Raw genomic sequence first — 19,055 nt, 5'->3', positions numbered from 1 at the left:
AGAGTTCCATGTTTCAAGTTCCATGTTTCAAGTAGACCTGAAACGTGAAACTTGGAACGTGACACTATGCCTTCCCGAGCACCATCGCCAACAACGCCATTCGCACATACAAACCATATTCCATCTGGCGGAAGTAGGCGGCGCGTGGATCGTCGTCGAAATCCATGCTGATCTCGGTGACGCGCGGGAGCGGGTGCATGACGATCATCTTTTGTTTCGCGGCTTGCATGATGGCGGGGTCGATCACGTATGCGCTCTTGACCTTTTCATAATCGGCGGGGTCTTCAAATCTTTCTTTTTGCACGCGCGTCACGTACAACACATCCGTTTCGGGCAAAACTTTTTCGAGCGACGAAAATTCTTTTTGTGAAATGCCTTTCTCGCTCACTTCGTCCATCACTTCTTGCGGCATCTTCAAAATATCGGGCGAGACGTAATTCAACTTCACATTGAACAACGACAGCAAACGCGCCAGCGAATGCACAGTGCGTCCGTATTTCAGATCGCCGAGCATGGTGACGGTGAGTCCATCGAATTGCTTGAGTTCCTCCCTGATCGTGAACGCGTCGAGCAACGCCTGTGTGGGATGTTCGCCCGTGCCGTCGCCCGCGTTGATGAGCGGCTTTTTCATCGCTTTTGCCGCGATCGCCGCCGATCCCGTTTCGGGATGTCGCAACACGATCACATCGGCATAACATTCGAGCGTGCGCACGGTATCGGTCAACGTTTCGCCTTTCGTCACCGACGAATATTTCACCTCGTTGATCGGGATGACCGAGCCGCCGAGTCGTTCCATCGCGGCGGTGAACGACGACGATGTGCGCGTGGACGGTTCGTAAAACAGGTTCGCTAAAATTTTTCCTTTGAGCAAATCAAACGTCCCCACGCGCTCGACCATTCCGCGCATCTCGTGCGCCACGCCGAAGACGTATTCCAGATCTTCGCGCTTGAACTGTTTGACCGACACAATGTCTTTGCCATACCACTCGGCAGTTTTATTTTCGCCGAACGGCAGGTGAGGGGAGGATGAATTTGTTGGCATGGGACTCCTTTTTGTAATTGGTAATTTGTAATTGGTGGTGGTACAGAGATCTGAGAATTGGAGAATTAGAGATTGGAGACTGGAGATTAGAGACTAAGTGACTAGAAGACCAGAAGACTAGCAGACTAAAAACCACGCTTCTTTCTTCGGGTGAGGCTGATTCTATTCAATTTACATTTTCTACTCTTCAAGCATTCCTACCCATTCCAGCGGCGTGATCTGAGTGAGTGATTCGCCATTCGGGCGCATGACCCATGTGGAGTCGTCGTCGGCATTGGTGAGGATGAGCCAATCGCCGTCCGTCCATGCGCGCGGGTTGAAATAAGGTTTGGTATCGTAATCGGGAGTGTAAATGCTGTTCCATGTATGAGTTTGCAGATCAAAGACGAGCATTTCGGTTTGATAGTCTCCGTTCGCGTCGCGGCGTGAGGCTGTGAATAACAACTTGTTGCTATCGGGTGAAAAGAGATGGGCTTCCACGTTTTCCCATGTTTCGTTCAGAGCGTATGTTGTTTCATATCCGTTCGAGAGGTCGCGGATGTGAAGAGTCCATGGCAGGGTGAAGTCGGCTTGGGGTTCGCCCCAGGTCAGGTAGGCGAGCAGGCGTCCATCCGCAGAGACCGTTGCCGAAACGCCGGCATATATCTCAGCGGGATTGAGAGTCCAAAGCGGTGTGATCGTGTCCGTTGAAACATCGGCAAGATACAACGAAGCGACTTGCGTGGGAGTCATGCCGCTGTAAAACGTGTGCAACGCGTAGACGAGTATCTGCCGCGCCTCATCATAGAAGATCGGAACGAGCGCATGACCAGCTGCTTCCTCCGGCAACTCCGTGCGCCAGACTTCGCGGCTCTCGCCCGTTTCCAACGAAGTGACGAAGACCGAGCGCGTCATCGTTCCGTCTTTATCGGCGCGGCTCCAAACGAGGCTCGTGCCGTCGGAGGAAAATATCGGCGCGATGCGCGGACTTCCTTCCACATCACGCCGCGTATCCAAATCAGCGATCAATCGCTCGCGCGGATACACCTGCCTGAGTTCGAGGGAGGCATCGCCTGTGTCGGTCAACGAATAGATGTTTCCATTGCGCACAAGAACAAAATCAATTACCGGCGCGTAGAACCGTTGAAGAAGGAATCCCGATGTTACGCCAGCAGGATCGAGGAAAGCGAGACTCTCCTCCGTGCGGACGATCCACTTCCCCGCGCCGTCAACCGCCGCAAGCGGAGCAAAAGCCGCATCTGGCGTGACGGTGGCACACACTGTACCGCATCCGCCGGGGCAATCGCCGTTGCAGAAATATGTTTCATTAGCGCGGCAAGCAGGCGGCGTACAGACTGCCATCAATGTTTCGGTGGGCGAAATCGGAAACGGGACGAGGGTATCTGTCGCTGGCGGTGCGGGGGACATTGGAACGAATAAGCTACATGCCATTATTGCAAGAAGCATTGGGATGAGGGTTAATTTTTTCATTTTTTTACCTATCTACATCGGTTCGTTCGTCCCTTCGACACGGCTCAGGACGAACAGGGAGACTGACGCGGCTTTCCAAACTTTTATCTCATCTGAAAAGATGATTCGCCAGCGGAATGACATTGATCAACGGCTCTTCGTAGGGATGCACGCTCTTTATCACCTTTATCGCCTCATTCACCAACTCGCCTTTGCAATTGACTTCCATTTTATACTCCGCCACTTCGCTGATCTGACCAACTGTCCCTTCAAATGGATTCGCTCCCTCCATCGGGCGAAAAAATCCGCGCACGGGAGTCAACGCGACGCAGTGGTCGTAATTTCCGATCACGCCTACTCCGATCTCTGAAAGCGCGTCGGCGAGTTTCATCGCGTGATCTTGTGGGATGAAAATTTCTAGTTTCACGTCGGTGAAGTTTTGCATCATTGCCTCACATTCTTTCCATAACCTTGTTCTGCCAAAACCTTCCCATCTTCAAAAGCAGTTTTACCACGCAACACAACTTTCCTCACCTTGCCTTTGACCTTCCACCCCTCAAACGGAGTCCAGCCACAGCGGGTGAATTGCTCCTCGGCTTTGATCTCGTATTCAGCGGACTCGTCCACTTCGATCCATGTTTCGGGTTGTTCGGGGAGGTGGAAGATTCTGCGCGGGTTGACGACACTTTTCTGAATTACATCGTCCATCGTCAATCGTCCATCGTCAACAGCCGTGAGCAACAAAGGAAGCAATGTTTCCAGCCCAGGGAATCCAGGCGGAGGATTCTCGGAATCTTTTTCTGCGAGAGTGTGAGGGGCGTGGTCGGTGGCGAAGCAGTCAATGACATCCATGTTTTGCCAGAGGGCGTCTACATCTTCTTGGGCGGCGAGGCGTGGGCGGACTTCTTTTCTTCCAGGTGGTAGACCTGACAGGTTTTGGAAACCTGTCAGGTCTTTTGTTAGAAATAGATGATGTGGACACACTTCACACGTCACTTTGATACCACGTTCTTTGGCGGCTTTGACGAGGAGGATTTCCTCTTTCAATGAGACGTGCGCGATGTGAACGGGACGGTCATAGATCGCGGCGAAGAGAATCCCTGCCGCCATGGTTCGGGATTCGGAGTGCAAGACGATGGGATATTCTTTTGGAAATTTTTCAAAGTGCGGCTGCCATAATGTCATGTCATCTAGGCGGAGTTCGCCGAAGGTTGAGTCGAGGTACATTTTCAAGCCTGCGGCTTTGGGCGCGAGGGATGCGGCGATGTCGGCGTTGTCGGGTCCTGCGCCGAGGAATTGGGCGTAGTCGCAACGCGCTTTTCCTTTTGCGGCAGATAAAGCCAGATCCAGTGTCGAATTATCGAATATCGGAGGCTTCGTATTCGGCATGGCGAGGATCATCGTCACGCCGCCCGCGAGCGCGGCTTGAGTGACGGTGTCCCAGTCTTCTTTGTGGGTCTGCCCAGGTTCGCGCACGTGGACGTGAGGGTCAATTAGGCCAGGGAGTTTGAGCATGAGTCAGGTTCCAGGTTCCAGGTTTCAGGTTTCAAGTATCAGGTGTCAAGTTCCAAGTTGAGAACAAGTTGTTGCCCAGAAGATTACAAAATGCTACAATCGAAATCAAGATAACGCAAGGATAATGACAAATGACTGAACTAAAACTTGATAAAGACGAACTCGAACTGCTTGTCTCGTATGGGCAGGATGAGTGGAAGTCTGCAAAAAGTGTGAAAGAACAAAAAGAGAAATATCAAGCGTATGCGCGCGCCACATTCAAGAAGGATAAGCGTGTCAACATCCGCATTTCTTCCAAAGACCTGACGAGTTTACAAAAACGCGCCATTCGTGAAGGTGTTCCCTACCAAACATTGATTGCCAGCGTGTTGCATAAATATGCCAGCGGAGGACTGACAGAAAAGTAGGTTGTGAAGCGCGACCTCACCCCAGCCCCTCTCCTAAAAGGAGAGGGGAGTCAAGTGGATAAAAAAAGAGAGCCGATGATGGCTCTCTTTTGAAGGGGGATGAAAAGTTGGAGGAAACTGAATCAGGCCGAAGGTCGGGGATGAAGCGATTGGTCATGTCGGCGTGATTCTATGCGGGCGGGGGAATCTGTCAAGAGGCGGTGTATAATCCCGCCATAATTTTCGCAAGGAGATAAGAACGATGGCGTATCAAAACGTAAAAGTCCCCGCGAGTGGGGCAAAGATTTCAATTCAAAATGGGAAGTTAAACGTTCCCGACAATCCGATCATCCCGTTCGTGGAGGGCGACGGCACGGGGCGCGATATTTGGCGCGCATCGTCGCGTGTGTTCGACGCGGCGGTACAAAAAGCATACGGCGGCAAACGCAAAATCCATTGGATGGAAGTGTACGCGGGCGAGAAGTCGTATAAGATGTTCCAGAGTTGGTTGCCCGACGAAACGGTGGAAGCGTTCACCGAATTTTTGGTTGGGATTAAAGGACCGCTCACGACCCCGATTGGAGGCGGCATCCGCTCGTTGAACGTCGCGCTCCGCAAACTGCTCGATCTGTACGTGTGCCTGCGACCTGTGCGATATTTCAACGGCGTGCCTTCGCCTGTGAAGACGCCCGAAAAAGTGGACATGGTCATCTTCCGCGAAAACACGGAGGATATTTACGCAGGCATCGAATTCGCCAACGGCACGGAAGATAATGCAAAGTTCAAGGCGATTCTGAAAGAGTCGTTTCCAAAAGAATATGCCAAGATCCGCTTCCCCGATTCGAGCGGGATCGGATTCAAGCCTGTGTCGGTTGATGGAACAGAGCGACTCGTGCGCGCCGCAATTGATTATGCTTTGCTGAACAAACGTCGCAGTATCAACTTCGTGCACAAAGGCAACATCATGAAGTTCACCGAAGGCGCGTTCAAAGATTGGGCATATGATCTTGCGAAGCGCGAGTATCGCAACGATGTTGTGACCGAACGCGAAACGTGGATCTTCAACAACAAAGAAAGCAAGCCCGATCTTTCAGTGGAAGATAACGCGAAGATCGTTGACCCTGGTTTTGGGATGATGTCGCCCGCGCAACAAGCGGAGATTAAAGCCGAAGTGGAAGACGCGCTGAAGTTGTGGGGCACACACGGCGACGGCAAATGGAAAACAAAACTACTGTTGAAAGATTCGATTGCCGACGTGACGTTGCAGTTCGTGCTTGTACGCCCCGCGGATTTCGATGTGATCGCAACGATGAACTTGAACGGCGATTATCTGTCCGACGCGCTCGCCGCGCAAGTGGGCGGAATCGGAATCGCCCCAGGCGCGAACATCAATTATGTGACAGGTCACGCCATCTTCGAGGCGACACACGGCACCGCGCCGAAATATGCCGACTTGGATAAAGTCAATCCTGGCTCGGTGATTCTCTCTGGCGAGATGATGCTCCGCTATATGGGCTGGACCGAAGCCGCAGACCTCATCATCAAAGGCATGGAAGGCGCGATTTTGGCGAAGACCGTCACGTTCGATTTTGCCCGTCACATGAGCGACGTAAAGGAAGTGAAATGCTCCGAGTTTGGCGATGCGGTGATCAAGTGGATGGAGAAGACGCCAGCGAAGAGAATGGAAAGTGGAAAGTCGAAGGTCACGGCGAAGAAGAAGGTTGTGACATCGTCCCCGAAGGGGAAGAAGTCTGCGCCGAAGAAAGTGGTAAAGAAAAAGTTGGTGAAGAAGGCTGCGAAAAAGAAAACGAGGAAGTAAACGAAAGTCGGGACTTGCGAGTCCCGACTTTTTTTGTTGACGATGTCGTGCTGAGCCCTTCCCCTGCCTTGAAACAGTTGCACTGCGTCAAGGTAGGCGACACGATTTGCCAAGCAAATCAAACTGTCGCCTGAACTTTCGTGAAGTCCTGAGAACCTATAAATACGGGCGAGCGCCGTCATTTGATACCAAAGAAACTAGGCGCAAGTATAATGCGGTTAACATGAATGGCAAAAGCCCGAACGAAAGCAATGGAGCTTGACCTTGTTGATCAAGGTCGCCCGCTGAGAACCCTGGGATGCGGCGATACGATTTAAATACTGGCGGCGTGCGGATCGTGACCTTTTCTTCGATAAATTCAGGATTGGTTTGCTTGACGATCTATAACGACCCCGATTAGGAAGCTGTACCACTTAAGAGCCGTGCCATTCATGTCCATCAATTAAATTGTGTATGACAGGATGCCGTTATGCAAAAAAGCGAAAGGCGACATCCTTTTTTATGTTAAGCATAGACGGGGAAAAGGACGTAAAAAGAGCATAAGCTCTCAAGTTCTCGTTTCTTAGGATGGCTTTGGCGTTATTTCACGATCCTGTAAATCACAAATCTTCGATTTTCTAATTCCTTGTCCAAAAGAAGATCGCATGCGCCAATTTCCTCCGGCGGAACTTGGTTGTTCTTGCCAACCTTCTTACTGAGGATCAAATAATCGCCTTTCAGCATCCCGTCACATTGATTGATCATGATCGATGGATGATCTGTCATTAATCTCATCACGCGAGCTTTATAGAAGATCAACACACTGTCGGGCGGAGTTTTTCTTGCCACCCAGTCGTACACTTCGACGCTCATTGGGTCGAACGGTCCGTTGATCTTTCGTCCGGTTTGCACATTATTGATGGAGGTGATACTTGATGTAACAAGGAAATAACCAGCAATTGCGATCCAAAAACCGTACATCACGCGCTGAGCGGTTACTTGGCGCTGATCAGAAAGTTTTCCGATTGCAAATTTCATCCCCTGAAATGCAAAGTAAATGAAGATAGGCAAAAGCGGGAAGATGTATCGCGGTCCCTGCCAGTAGGGATAAGTGATGTGAACAAGCATCCACACAGCGAAGAAGATGATAAAGTACAACTCATCGCGGCGCCGAATCCATGCGCCGAGCAGGGCGAAAGCCAAAACAAAGTAGTAAAGGTATTGCCATCCTGCCGACTCACCGAAAAACCAGCCGTACACTTTGAAGTATGCGCCAATAAAACCGATGACGAGATCAACGGTCAGGTTTTTATATTGCGAAAGATAAGACTCGCCTCCGCCGGGAAATAACAGCATATTCGCAATCCATAATACGGCGAACACTGCGCAAACAATAAAGGAGTTCAAAACGATTCGTTTGACGACGTTCCGATCTTTGCGTTGGGCAATCAATTTGAAAAACTCGATCATCAAAAAACAACCGAGCAGGAGAAGTCCCGTAGCGCGCAGGAAGGTTGTGAAGAAGATAGACGCGCCGATCAGCGCGTAGCGTGTCCGCGATTCGTTTTGTTGTGTTACGAGAAATAAAGTCAGTGTCGAAAAGAAAAGAAATGGAATATCCGAAAGAATGTAATCGAGAAATTCCAACAACATTGGGCTGAATGCGAACAACGACACGAAGATCAGGCTTTCGGTCCGCGTGAGGCGCGATCTTGCAAAGAGATACAAGCAAACTAATAATCCCGCAAAAAAAAGTAGCCCGGGAATCTTCAACGTCATCGGGCTGATTCCGTTCAGCGCGTAAAAAGGAACCAAGATCAATGGGTAGCCCCATGGGTAGGCGAGTGGTCCAAGATGCGTTGTGGATTGATAATTTGTGAAATCGCTGATCTCGATAAATTCATCCAACGAACCATCCACAATACTTTTTGCTTGCAACACATACCACGCCCAATCGTCGCCCCATTCATGCCCGCGCCGCAACATGCCCGCGCCGATCAACGTCGAAACAAAAATAATGAGCAACAGCGGATGCAACAATTTTTTCATGCGCTGATTGTACTCTCGATAAAAAGAACGGATTAATTATTTGTATAGACAAATAATTAATCCTGTTTATCTGGATGGATGGCCCGCTTCGCCTCCCGCCTCAACCTGATTCGGCTTTGGAAGTCTTGTTCTACCCTGCGACTATTTCCTGTTCGCCGACTTCGTTAATTTGCTCAAACTTTGGTCTCATCTTGAAAACGATCCACACGCTGATCGCGGCAAAGATGGCGATAAGACCCTCAGTTGGTAAAGCGCCGATGGATTGACCCGCATACACAGCGACCGCGTCCACGAAGGCGTGCCATAGCAGAGCCAGCCAGAACCAAACGGCTTGTTTCTTTGTAAGCCCATACAGCACTATCAACGACAAACATACGTGCAAACACATCGCAAAGACCCGTTCGAAGAATCCCAGTAATGCCATGAAAGGCTGCGCGGACCAGAACGCTTCCACTTGCTGTTTTGCCAACTCAAGTTGTTCAGGCGGGATGCTCGGCACTGTGGACAGATCTATATTTTTATAGGCGATCATGTTTACAAGCGTTAATGCGACAGAAAGGCCGATCAAGATCGCCTCCGTCCCACCGTGACCCAAGCCGACCAGCACGCCTTCCTTCCATGAACGCGATCTCTTCAAAATGAATTTGAACAGGATATAACGCGCCGTTTCCTCAAACACTCCCGCCAGCAGGCCAAGAACGATGGCGGTAACCAGGAGTGATGTGTTTTGTAGGAACTTGTTCAATCCCACCACAAGAGGGATGTGTAAAATCTGCGAGGCGATAAAGGTCAAGCCGCCCGCAAGTACGAACTTCCATGAGAGCGAGTACTTGCGGGTGAAGACGATCCATAAAATGATAGGCAACAGGATCATCCCCATAAAACTTACAACATACGCTGCGGTCAACATAGTATTTTCTCCTTATGATTTATTGCGACGGCATGGAACGCATCCGCCGCGCGCGTTCGGTGAGCGGACGTTTGGCGACCATGGTGATCTTACCGCTTCCGTATGGTGTGTACACATTGATGGCTTCCCAGCCTTCCAAGCCCCATTCATCGAGTTTTTCTTGAATATCTTCATCTTTCGATCCAAACATACTTCCGATGGTCTGGACGCGATATTCCCATAGTTTGATTTCGTCGCTCATGTGAGCCTCCGTTTCACGTGAAACGGGGCGGGGGGAGTCCCGCTCCGTTTGGCTAGGCTTTTGTTTCTCGCTGATACAACACATACGAATAGACGATCGGTGCAAAGGCGGCGCCGAGCATGGCGACCAGCATGATCCATATCCCTGATTCGCCTAGAAACGCGCAAAGGATGGTGACCACACCGCCCAGCATGAACAGTTTGGAGCCGAGTTTATGCGTTTCATCCCAGACCGTATCGCTTGAGAGTGTCCAGGGGGTGCGGATGCCGATAAAGAAGTTGCGTTTTGCTCCGTTCATCAAATAGCCTATGCCAATGAAGAGCAGTCCGACCGCTGGTAAAAGCATGAGCGTCATGTTGAAAGAGGTTCCGAGCGCGGCAAAGAGGGTCAGGGCATAGACGTAGAGCATATACACCACAAAGACCACGATGAACCAGTTAAAGGTGGCGCGGAATTGGGCGATATTTGCCTTGAGCGGGTCAATGTTTGGGATGATCAGGAACAAACCCGCCAGCGCGATGCTGATGATCGGTATGAGAAATACACCCCAGAATTTGGACATATAACCGTCAATCTCGCCTGCCGCATTCCAATGCGCAGGCATGGGATCGGGCAGACGGCTCCAAAGCAGGAGTCCCGCCAGTATCGCGATGGCGATAAGGGCGACAGAAATAAAGATGGTTGTTCGAGTTGACATTTTGATTTTCCTTTCGTAGAGCGATATAGTATCTCGCTCTACTTATTTTCCTTCGGCAAGTTATTCTGCGCCATCGAGACGACGCCGCTGAGTCCGCCGAGATTCATCGTGTCCACAGCCGAACTGGGGACGATCACCAGCGCGCCTTTTTCTTTCAAGCCTTCAAAGAGCATGTTCATCGCGCGGAGGTGCAAGGCGGTTGGGTTATCCGCGTAAGCCTTTGACGCCTCGGCAAACGATTCGGCGATCTGCTTCTCCGATTCGCCGAGGATCACGCGGGCTTGACGCTCACGCTCCGCCTGCGCTTGCCGCGACATGGTATCTTCCAAATCCTGCGGGATGACAATGTCGCGTATCTCAACCGACTGCACGGTCACGCCCCAGGGTGTGGTGCGTTCGTCAATCACTTGTTGCAGTTCTTTATCAATGACGCTTCGTCCCACGAGAATATCCGCCAGCATCATGCGACCGATGATGTCGCGCAAAGCTGTTTGTGCCGCCCAGTCAACAGCGGCGCGATAGTTTTCCACTTCGAGCGCGGCTTTCTCGGCATCCCATACAACCCAAAACAGTACCGCGTCCACATCCACAGGCACCGTATCTTTCGTCAGTGTTTTCTGCGCGGCAAACGGCGTGACCATCACGCGATGATCAATCCACGTTGGAATCGAGTCAACGATTGGGACGATCCAAAAAGCGCCAGGTCCGGCGAGTTTTTTGAATTTTCCGAGCCGCAAAACCACTGCTTTTTCCCATTGTGACGCCACTTTGATGGCGAATAACCCATACATGGCAAGCACAAGCATCGGAAACGTGAACAGCGTAATTTGCAGGTCTGTTGCCCCAATGAGATCAAGATAGATTATTCCCTTGATCAATCCTGTCAGCAGGACGATGAACAGAAACCATGCGATTGGCGGGATATGCGGATCTGCTTGCCGTGATTTTTTCTTTTCAACTATTGATTTCATAAATTTTGTATCCATTTCATTCTCCTTTAGTTCTTCCGTAGTAACGACTTCAGTCGTTCACTGGACGAATAAATTCGTTGCTACGATTTATTCTTCGGACTTACTCGCTTCACTCCACGCTTTGAGCTGGTCGCTAACCATTTGGCGGACCTCGCTCTTCGAGAATCCCAGCCTCAGCGCTTCGCCGATGTATCGTTGCGTCAACGCCTCGAGCGATTCTCTGCGCAGACGTTCCGTCACTTTCGGCGGCGGGATCTCGGTAATGAATGTCCCACGTCCTTGTTGCGTGGATATGATTCTCGCTTCATCCAAAATACGATACGCTCGCGCAACCGTGTTGAAGTTGACGCGCAGTTCTTCCGCCAACGCGCGCACGGTTGGAAGTTGATCGTCTGGTTTGAGAATTCCGCTGGCTACTTGCGCCTGCACCTGATTGACGATCTGCGTGTAGATCGGCAAGCCCGAGCGGAAATCTATTTGGAGGGTGAGTTTTTTGTTTGTCATAATTGTACTAATTGTATCATTGTCACAATTGTATGCTTTCGGGAGATTTTGTCAAGAGGCAAGAATCCCCTCTCCCAGCGGGAGAGGGGATGGGGTGAGGGAGAATCCTCAAGCGTGGAAAAATTTTCAGGAAGCAGAATCAGCCGTCCCTTCGGGTGAGGCGTTTTGTCCTGCGTGGTAGAATCCAAAATGAAAAGATTAAGTCATCGCGTGGATAAAAAATCCATGCGCGAGAAATCCAAGGAGTAAAAATGGAAGTAAAAACTGGTACGTGGACGGAGAAAAAAGGGCTGGCGCAAATGTTGAAGGGCGGCGTCATCATGGATGTGGTGACGGCGGAACATGCGAAGATCGCGGAGGATGCGGGCGCGTGCGCGGTGATGGCGCTTGAACGTGTGCCTGCTGATATTCGCGCGGACGGCGGCGTGGCGCGTATGAGCGACCCTGAATTGATTTTGAAAATTATCGATTCGGTTTCGATCCCTGTGATGGCGAAGTGCCGCATCGGACATTTTGTCGAAGCGCAGATTCTTGAGTCGCTGGGCGTGGATTACATTGACGAGTCGGAAGTGCTGACGCCCGCCGATGAATCGAATCATATTTTGAAACATAACTTCACTGTGCCGTTCGTGTGCGGATGCCGTAATCTCGGCGAGGCGTTGCGACGCGTGGGTGAAGGCGCGGCGATGATCCGCACGAAAGGTGAAGCAGGGACGGGCGATGTGGTCGAGGCGGTGCGTCACGCGCGGACCGTGTTGGGCGATATTCGCAAGTTGACCACGATGGCTGACGAAGAGTTGATGCGCTATTCAAAAGAGATCGGCGCGCCGTATGAATTGGTGAAAGAGACGAAAGAACTCGGGCGCATGCCCGTTGTCAATTTTGCCGCGGGCGGAGTTGCGACTCCCGCCGATGCCGCGTTGATGATGCAACTCGGCGTGGACGGCGTGTTCGTCGGTTCGGGAATCTTCAAGAGCGGCGATCCCGCGAAGCGCGCGAATGCAATCGTCAAAGCGGTGACGCATTATCAAGACGCGTCCATTCTCGCGGAGGTGAGCAAGAATCTCGGCGAGGCGATGGTCGGGCGTAATGTGTCGCAGATGCCCGAGGCGGAGAAGATCGCGGGGAGGGGTTGGTAAAAGATAGTGAGCAGTGATCAGTCATCAGTGAGCAGCCTGATAACTGATGACTGATTACTCTTGACTTTGAATTGACTACAACTATGAAGATTGGAGTACTTGCCTTACAAGGAGACTTCGCTGAACATATCGTGATGCTCAAGCGCTTGAACGTGGAAGCATCCGAAGTGCGTTTGCCTGAACATCTCAAGGGACTCGACGGGCTCATCATCCCTGGCGGCGAGTCTACGACGATTGGCAAACTCGCCGTCGCGTACAACTTGATGGATTCGTTGAAGACATTCGGTCAACGCCATGCGATCTGGGGAACGTGTGCGGGCGCGATCTTTCTTTCAAAAGATGTGAGCCGCGACCAGCCTCTGCTTGGATTGATGGATATCAAAGTGCAACGCAATGCGTTCGGTCGTCAGATCGATTCGTTTGAAACGGATTTGGATATTCCTGAACTCAAACAAGCCACAGGCACAAAGGAAGATTATCACGCGATCTTCATCCGCGCGCCGATCATCGAGTCGGTGAGCGGGGATGCAAAGATTCTCGCCTCGGTTTCCGACGGGAGGATTGTTGCCGCGCAACAGGGACATCTCCTCGCCACGTCGTTTCACCCCGAACTGACGGACGACACGCGCTTCCATAAATATTTTTTGACACTGGTTGATTGAGAAATCGTTTAACCACGAAGTACACGAAGGTCACTAAGGTTGGTTGAGTGATGGTTGTGGTTCTTTGTTTTAAACCTTGGCGAAAGATGGTCAAGTAGAAGTCATCACGTTGCGCCGCGCAATTAAACCTTTGTGCTCTTTGTGTACTTTGTGGTAAAAATTGAATATGTCCATCCGACCGCTTGCTTTGTTGGACCTTCCGCAACTGTATCGCTTCCGCGATGAGGCGATAGGGTTGGATACGGCGCGCACGTTGACTCGGGGGAATCCGCTCGGCGCGGTGCGATTGCTCGCGTACATGAATCCCGCGCGGCACGTCTATGGCGCGATCGCAAACGGCGAACATGACTCGGTGCTAGGCGGGATAATCCATTCGCAGGAAGATACGTTTGCAAAGTTGCTGTATCTTGCGCCGTTGTCGAATCTGACTCACCCCGAATTGCCCGCGTTGATCGAAAACCTATCCGCCCAAGCAGGGACATGGGGCGCGTTCCACGTTCTTGCAGAAGTGGACGAGGTCAGCGATGCGTTCGTGCCTCTGCGGAAATCGGGATTCTCCGTCTACGCATGGCAGAGGATGTGGGAAATGTCTGGGATGGGGGAGCAGGCTGAGGCGAAGAACGAAGCGTGGAGCCGAGTCCGCTCCGTTCATCTTCCTGCGGTGCAGAGTCTGTATCATCAAATTGTCCCGCCACTGTTGCAACCTGTCGAACCACAGCCAAAGACACCGCTTGGATGGCTGAGCAACGATGGCGCGAAATGCCACGTCAGCGTGACGCATGGAGCGCATGGAATTGTGTTGACGCCGCTCATCCATCCCGAAGCGACCGATGTGAGCGCGAAACTTGCCTCGTTGATCAGCCAACTACCCGACAGACGTTCTCGTCCCGTGTATGTGTGTGTCCGTTCGTATCAGGCATGGCTCGAACCCGTGCTTGCAGACTTGGGCGCGAAGTCGGGTCCGCGCCAGGCGGTGATGGTGAAACACCTCGCGCGGCTGGTGAAGGAAGGCTTGCCCGCATCCGCTGTGCCGAAGGGAGTGAGCGTTCAGCCTTCGCGGGTGAGTCGGGTTGAGGGGAAGAAGTAAGCCATTGCCGTGATAAAATTAATCAGGAGATGATGTGTACGAACGAATCCTTCAACAGATGCGGGAGAAAATCCGTAGCAGGCAGTATGTGATGACCCTGCATGCTGAAGAAGAAATGGATGAAGATGAATTATCTATTTTTGATGTTGAGAGTCTCATTTTGACAGGCAAGATCACCGAAAGACAAAAGGATTCGGAAACAGCCGAATGGAAGTACATCATTGAAGGCGGAACAATTGAAGGAAGCATCGCCTGTGTAGTTGGAAAGATAAGCGTTACATCGATGTTGGTGATCATTACCGTCTATCGTGAGTAGGAGCAAACCATGATTTGTGATATTTGTGGAAAGGAAGGCGCTCGCATCCGTTATGTGACGCGCAGTTATGGAAAGGGCGAGAATTTGCTCGTCATTGAAAACGTGCCTGTTGTATCCTGTCCTCATTGTGGAGAAAGTTACCTCACAGCGGAAACATTGCACGAAATCGAGCGAATCAAAACCCATCGCAAGAATTTCGCCAAACGGCGGAGTGTTGCTGTTGCTGAATTTGTCTAAAGCCAAGCCTTGCGATGGAAATCCTCGCAAGGCGTTTTTATCTGAATCGAACCTATCACGCGGGGATTTCCGTATTCCTCGTATAATAGCCAAACGAGACAGGAAACTTCCCCACCCCAAAATCCGTTAACCTCTCTAACCCAATCTCCAGTCTCCAGTCTCTAATCTCTAATCTCCAATCTCCAATCATCCCAATTCTCCTCCGTCACGCCTCACAACTTGAAACCTGAAACGTGACACCTGAAACCACCATGACCCAACTCAAAATCACCGACGACCTCGACGCCCTCCTCGACGTGCTTCCCACCAACATCCGTCACTCGGTCGAAGAGGCGAACAACAGCGACCTGCTCCTCGAAATCATCCTCGACCTCGGACGCGTTCCCTCCGCGCGTTTTGTCGAAAATGAAGTCGTGCTTTCGGGCGCCGAACTGACGCGCGCCGAACTCGACCACGTTGTCGAGCGCATCGGCACTTTCGACGCGGACAACCGCGCAGGCATCGAGCGGACTCTCCATCGCATCTCCGCCATCCGCAACCGACGCGGCGCAGTGGTGGGATTAACTCTGCGCGTGGGTCGCGCCGTCTACGGCACAGTGGACATCATTCAAGACATCATCGAGACGGGCAAGTCTGTGCTCATCCTCGGACGACCTGGCGTTGGCAAAACAACTTTGCTTCGCGAGTCGGCGCGCATCCTCGCTGAAAATAAACGCGTCATCATCGTGGACACATCCAACGAGATCGGCGGCGACGGCGATGTGCCTCATCCCGCAGTGGGCAAGGCGCGGCGGATGCAAGTCAAAGTGCCGACGCACCAGCACGAGGTCATGATCGAAGCGGTCGAGAATCACAATCCCGAAGTCATCGTCATTGACGAGATCGGGCGCGAGCTCGAAGCCCTCGCGGCGCGCACCATCGCCGAACGCGGCGTGCAACTCATCGGCACGGCGCACGGTCAAACGCTCGACAATCTGCTCCTCAACCCAACGCTCAGCGATCTCGTCGGCGGCATCGAAGCGGTCACGCTGTCAGACGAGGAAGCGCGTCGAAGGGGCACCCAGAAAACGGTCCTCGAAAGACGCGCTCCGCCCACGTTCGACGTCCTGATCGAGATCCAGCATCGCGATCGTTTTGCGGTCCACACCGACATCATGTCTTCTGTAGATTCGCTGTTGCGCGACGCGCCCCTGCCTCCCGAAGTGCGGATGCGCGATGCCGAGGGAAAAATCCAGATCGAGAAATCTGCGCCGCCCGCAAAGCCTAAGGCGGATGTGAAAACGCCTCGTCGCGGACTTCGGTCTGCTTCAACAGCGGAGGCTTTACCCACGCCTCAGCCGACTCCCGCTATTGGAGCCGCGTTGCAAACCGTTCGCGTGTACGCGTATGGCGTCGCGAAGAATCGACTGCAACAAGCCGCCAAGCGACTCGGCGTGCCAGCCGTCGTCGTGCGCGACGTGAGCGAAGCCGACGCGCTCGTCACCCTGCGGACGTATTATCGCAACCGCCAGCAGACCGTGATGGAAGCCGAGCAACGCGGGATGCCGATCTATGTCCTGCGCGCCAACACCGTGGCGCAAGTGGAGCAGTTCCTCAGCGACCTCTACAACCTGAGCGCCGCGCCCACCCGCGACAACATGGAAGACATCCGCCACGAAACACAACAAGCCATCTCCGCCGTCCTCAACGGCGAACGCTGGGTAGACTTGCCTCCAGGTCCGTCACTCGTCCGCCGCCTCCAACACGAAATGGCGCGCAGCGCTGAGTTGGTCAGTCACTCTTACGGGAAAGAACCGAGGAGGCATGTGAGGATTTTTAGGGAGTGATGTAAGTAGACAAGGAAACAGGTAGATACGTGGCTTGTGTGCCTGTGTTGTTAGTTGAATATATTCAAAACTATGGGAAAGTCAAAATCAAATCTTCCATTTTTCTTGTTGCGCGTTTTGATAATTGTGGGTTGTGTTTTCTTTTTGTTTGTCAAATACAACAGCGAACACCCAAAAGCAATATGGGACTCATCACCTGATACTCTCATTATTTCTTATGAATTAGGTCCGACAGAAATCCCATACGGATATATCCCAGATTTTCGAATTTGGGGCGATGGGCGAATTGTCTGGGTAATCAATGAAGATGATACAAGAAAAGTCTTTGAAGGCTACCTGCAACCAAATGAGATGAAAACGTTAATTGAGAAGTTTGTTGATGCAGGCTATTTCAATTGGTTTGGTGGTGGCGGCGGAAATTCATATGATTACATGCGTATTCGACTTAGTGGCAAAGAACGTGATGGGTTGCTAGATACGAATGAGGAAATATCGAAATTGGTTGATTACATTAAGTCTGGTGCTGGAGTAAAACCAAAGGAGTTTCTCCCTACAATTGGCTACTTATATGTTTTTCCAATTGAAGAGACTGAGTATAATTACAACAATATTACTGTTGAGTATGTGTGGCCTGAAGACAAGTTTGGATTTGCACTAGAAGATTTTTATGAATTTGTACCTAATGGAGAACTCACTGACGAGAAATTAAGTTTCATCTGGCAAGTAGTAAACCATTCTAATTTTATTGAGTCAAATGGAAAAATCTTTTTGATAGGATTGGAAATTCCTAAAATAACTTATTAGAAATCTAATCAATGAAAACAAGTCTATAGCGTGTGCAACATTGCTCTTCCAATCTCTAATCTCCAGTCTCTAATCTCTACCTCCCCCATGTTCATCACCCTCGAAGGACCCGAAGGCTCAGGCAAGACCTCGCACATCCCGTATCTCGTGGAATACCTCCGCGAGAAAGGACATGTCGTATTCCCCACGCGCGAGCCAGGCGGCACGTCCATTGGCGAGCAGATTCGGGAAGTGATCCATGATCTGAAAAACGTGGAGATGCATCCGCGCGCCGAGACTCTCCTCTACCAAGCCGCGCGCGCCCAAATCGTGGAGCAGGTCATCAAACCGCGTCTCGCCGACGGGGAAATTGTCATCTCCGATCGCTACTACGATTCGACGATTGCCTATCAAGGCTACGGGCATCAACAAGACTTGGAGCAAGTCCGCGGGTTGGTGAAGTACGCGACGGGAGGACTTGTCCCTGATTTGACGGTGTTGCTGGATGTGGATGTGGAAGAAGGACTCAGACGCAAGAAGAAAGACGACGAATGGAATCGCATGGACGCGTACACCGTCGAATTCCACCAACGCGTCCGCGCAGGGTATTTAGAGATGGTGAAAGCGGAGCCAAGTCGCTGGGCGGTGGTGGATGCGGGGCAGAAGTGGGAGTCCGTGCAGGAGGGGTTGAGGAGGGTGATCGTGGGGAGGTTGGAGATAGATGGGATTAATCGTACACTGACACCCCTTAACAAGCAGGAGAAGGATGAACTTCGTAGAATCCAGCGTAAATCATCCAAATCGTTGAAGAATAATGAATGGTAATTATTCTGATTTCGTTGTTCGTTCTTGCTGTATAATATTTTCATGCCGCGTGTTAGTGAGTTCTTTGGGATCGTGATTTATATGTATTACAACGATCATATGCCGCCTCATTTTCATGCGGAATACGGCGAACATGAGGCGATCTATGAAATTGAAACTCTGGATGTTTCGCGCGGCGGTCTTCCGCGTCGCGCTCATGCTTTGGTGATTGAATGGGCTTCCCAACATCGTGCAGAATTGAAAGATGATTGGGAGCGTGCTCGATTGGAGAAACCTTTGGAAAAGATCGAAGGATTAGAGTAGGAGTAAGAAGATGAATACACCTGGTCCGCTGGTTCGCGTTAAATCGGTCGAGCCCCTTGAAAATTTTCGGGTTCGCGTCATATTTCAAAACGAAGTTCAAAAAGAAATTGACCTTGAAAAATTCCTGCGCGGCGAAATCTTCGAGCCGATTCGCAATAACCCCGAGATGTTTCGCGCTGTCAAAGTCGTTGGGGGAACAATCGGTTGGGACAACGGCGCAGATATTGACCCCGATGTTTTGTATTACGATTTAAAACCTGCATGGATGGAAGAAACGGTAAATTCGTAATACATGACCGTTGACTCAACGGAAAA

General features: G+C 51.3%; 22 protein-coding genes. 12 read left to right on the top strand and 10 right to left on the bottom strand.

Translation table 11 applies throughout. The annotated features are described in order from the left end of the window. Positions 1–64 precede the first annotated feature (64 nt). The 4 genes from pyrB to IPM31_05120 form a co-directional block, all read right to left on the bottom strand. Positions 65–1,042, bottom strand: coding sequence for an aspartate carbamoyltransferase (pyrB, locus tag IPM31_05135; protein ID MBK9006360.1), 978 nt, complete (start codon positions 1,040–1,042; stop codon positions 65–67). A 180-nt stretch (positions 1,043–1,222) separates the two neighbouring features. Further along, positions 1,223–2,449 carry a PD40 domain-containing protein gene (locus IPM31_05130; protein ID MBK9006359.1) on the bottom strand — a complete coding sequence of 409 codons (1,227 nt, stop codon included), beginning with the start codon at positions 2,447–2,449 and terminating at the stop codon, positions 1,223–1,225. 151 nt (positions 2,450–2,600) lie between these two features. Continuing rightward, positions 2,601–2,936 carry a cytochrome C biogenesis protein gene (locus IPM31_05125; GenBank protein ID MBK9006358.1) on the bottom strand — a complete coding sequence of 112 codons (336 nt, stop codon included), beginning with the start codon at positions 2,934–2,936 and terminating at the stop codon, positions 2,601–2,603. Beyond that, complete coding sequence (locus IPM31_05120) at positions 2,936–4,006, bottom strand: amidohydrolase family protein (GenBank protein MBK9006357.1); 1,071 nt, start codon at positions 4,004–4,006, stop codon at positions 2,936–2,938. Before IPM31_05120 ends, IPM31_05125 begins: the two co-directional genes overlap by 1 nt. A 131-nt stretch (positions 4,007–4,137) precedes the next feature. On the opposite strand from IPM31_05120, the gene IPM31_05115 reads away from it, so the two are divergent. Together IPM31_05115 and icd are read left to right on the top strand one after the other, a co-directional pair. Further along, positions 4,138–4,413 carry an antitoxin gene (locus IPM31_05115; protein MBK9006356.1) on the top strand — a complete coding sequence of 92 codons (276 nt, stop codon included), beginning with the start codon at positions 4,138–4,140 and terminating at the stop codon, positions 4,411–4,413. Positions 4,414–4,654: 241 nt separating this feature from the next. Next, positions 4,655–6,211, top strand: coding sequence for an NADP-dependent isocitrate dehydrogenase (gene icd / locus IPM31_05110; protein ID MBK9006355.1), 1,557 nt, complete (start codon positions 4,655–4,657; stop codon positions 6,209–6,211). Between the two features lie 579 nt (positions 6,212–6,790). On the opposite strand, the gene IPM31_05105 is transcribed toward icd, so the two are convergent. The 6 genes from IPM31_05105 to IPM31_05080 form a co-directional block, all read right to left on the bottom strand. Beyond that, positions 6,791–8,239, bottom strand: coding sequence for a glycosyltransferase family 39 protein (locus IPM31_05105; protein MBK9006354.1), 1,449 nt, complete (start codon positions 8,237–8,239; stop codon positions 6,791–6,793). A gap of 130 nt (positions 8,240–8,369) precedes the next feature. Continuing rightward, on the bottom strand, positions 8,370–9,149 hold the full coding sequence (locus IPM31_05100; protein MBK9006353.1) for a YhfC family intramembrane metalloprotease: 780 nt from the start codon (positions 9,147–9,149) through the stop codon (positions 8,370–8,372). Between the two features lie 19 nt (positions 9,150–9,168). Beyond that, a complete protein-coding gene (locus IPM31_05095; GenBank protein ID MBK9006352.1) occupies positions 9,169–9,390 on the bottom strand; it encodes a hypothetical protein in 222 nt (73 codons plus the stop codon). Positions 9,391–9,442: 52 nt separating this feature from the next. Next, positions 9,443–10,087 carry an SdpI family protein gene (locus IPM31_05090; GenBank protein ID MBK9006351.1) on the bottom strand — a complete coding sequence of 215 codons (645 nt, stop codon included), beginning with the start codon at positions 10,085–10,087 and terminating at the stop codon, positions 9,443–9,445. A gap of 38 nt (positions 10,088–10,125) precedes the next feature. After that, on the bottom strand, positions 10,126–11,058 hold the full coding sequence (locus tag IPM31_05085) for a slipin family protein (GenBank protein MBK9006350.1): 933 nt from the start codon (positions 11,056–11,058) through the stop codon (positions 10,126–10,128). A gap of 87 nt (positions 11,059–11,145) precedes the next feature. Next, on the bottom strand, positions 11,146–11,562 hold the full coding sequence (locus IPM31_05080; protein ID MBK9006349.1) for a GntR family transcriptional regulator: 417 nt from the start codon (positions 11,560–11,562) through the stop codon (positions 11,146–11,148). Between the two features lie 251 nt (positions 11,563–11,813). On the opposite strand from IPM31_05080, the gene pdxS reads away from it, so the two are divergent. From pdxS to IPM31_05030, 10 genes are all read left to right on the top strand, one after another. Then, on the top strand, positions 11,814–12,701 hold the full coding sequence (pdxS, locus tag IPM31_05075; protein ID MBK9006348.1) for a pyridoxal 5'-phosphate synthase lyase subunit PdxS: 888 nt from the start codon (positions 11,814–11,816) through the stop codon (positions 12,699–12,701). 83 nt (positions 12,702–12,784) lie between these two features. Further along, positions 12,785–13,363 carry a pyridoxal 5'-phosphate synthase glutaminase subunit PdxT gene (pdxT, locus tag IPM31_05070; protein MBK9006347.1) on the top strand — a complete coding sequence of 193 codons (579 nt, stop codon included), beginning with the start codon at positions 12,785–12,787 and terminating at the stop codon, positions 13,361–13,363. A gap of 166 nt (positions 13,364–13,529) precedes the next feature. Continuing rightward, a complete protein-coding gene (locus IPM31_05065; GenBank protein ID MBK9006346.1) occupies positions 13,530–14,450 on the top strand; it encodes a hypothetical protein in 921 nt (306 codons plus the stop codon). A 58-nt stretch (positions 14,451–14,508) separates the two neighbouring features. Beyond that, on the top strand, positions 14,509–14,766 hold the full coding sequence (locus IPM31_05060) for a DUF4258 domain-containing protein (protein ID MBK9006345.1): 258 nt from the start codon (positions 14,509–14,511) through the stop codon (positions 14,764–14,766). Positions 14,767–14,775: 9 nt separating this feature from the next. Further along, positions 14,776–15,003: a type II toxin-antitoxin system MqsA family antitoxin gene (locus tag IPM31_05055; GenBank protein ID MBK9006344.1), complete on the top strand. Its 228-nt coding sequence runs from the start codon at positions 14,776–14,778 to the stop codon at positions 15,001–15,003. Between the two features lie 251 nt (positions 15,004–15,254). Beyond that, a complete protein-coding gene (locus IPM31_05050) occupies positions 15,255–16,829 on the top strand; it encodes an AAA family ATPase (GenBank protein ID MBK9006343.1) in 1,575 nt (524 codons plus the stop codon). 72 nt (positions 16,830–16,901) lie between these two features. Further along, positions 16,902–17,633, top strand: a complete 732-nt coding sequence (locus tag IPM31_05045) for a hypothetical protein (GenBank protein MBK9006342.1) — start codon at positions 16,902–16,904, stop codon at positions 17,631–17,633. An 87-nt stretch (positions 17,634–17,720) separates the two neighbouring features. Beyond that, a complete protein-coding gene (locus IPM31_05040; protein MBK9006341.1) occupies positions 17,721–18,437 on the top strand; it encodes a dTMP kinase in 717 nt (238 codons plus the stop codon). Between the two features lie 42 nt (positions 18,438–18,479). Next, the gene (locus IPM31_05035) at positions 18,480–18,740 is read left to right on the top strand and encodes a DUF4160 domain-containing protein (GenBank protein MBK9006340.1); all 261 of its coding nucleotides are present in this window, start codon (positions 18,480–18,482) and stop codon (positions 18,738–18,740) included. A gap of 10 nt (positions 18,741–18,750) precedes the next feature. Next, the gene (locus IPM31_05030; protein MBK9006339.1) at positions 18,751–19,029 is read left to right on the top strand and encodes a DUF2442 domain-containing protein; all 279 of its coding nucleotides are present in this window, start codon (positions 18,751–18,753) and stop codon (positions 19,027–19,029) included. Positions 19,030–19,055 lie beyond the last annotated feature (26 nt).

The organism is Candidatus Defluviilinea gracilis (assembly GCA_016716235.1).
GTDB lineage: Bacteria > Chloroflexota > Anaerolineae > Anaerolineales > Villigracilaceae > Defluviilinea > Defluviilinea gracilis.
This window is presented reverse-complemented; position numbering and strand designations above follow the sequence as displayed.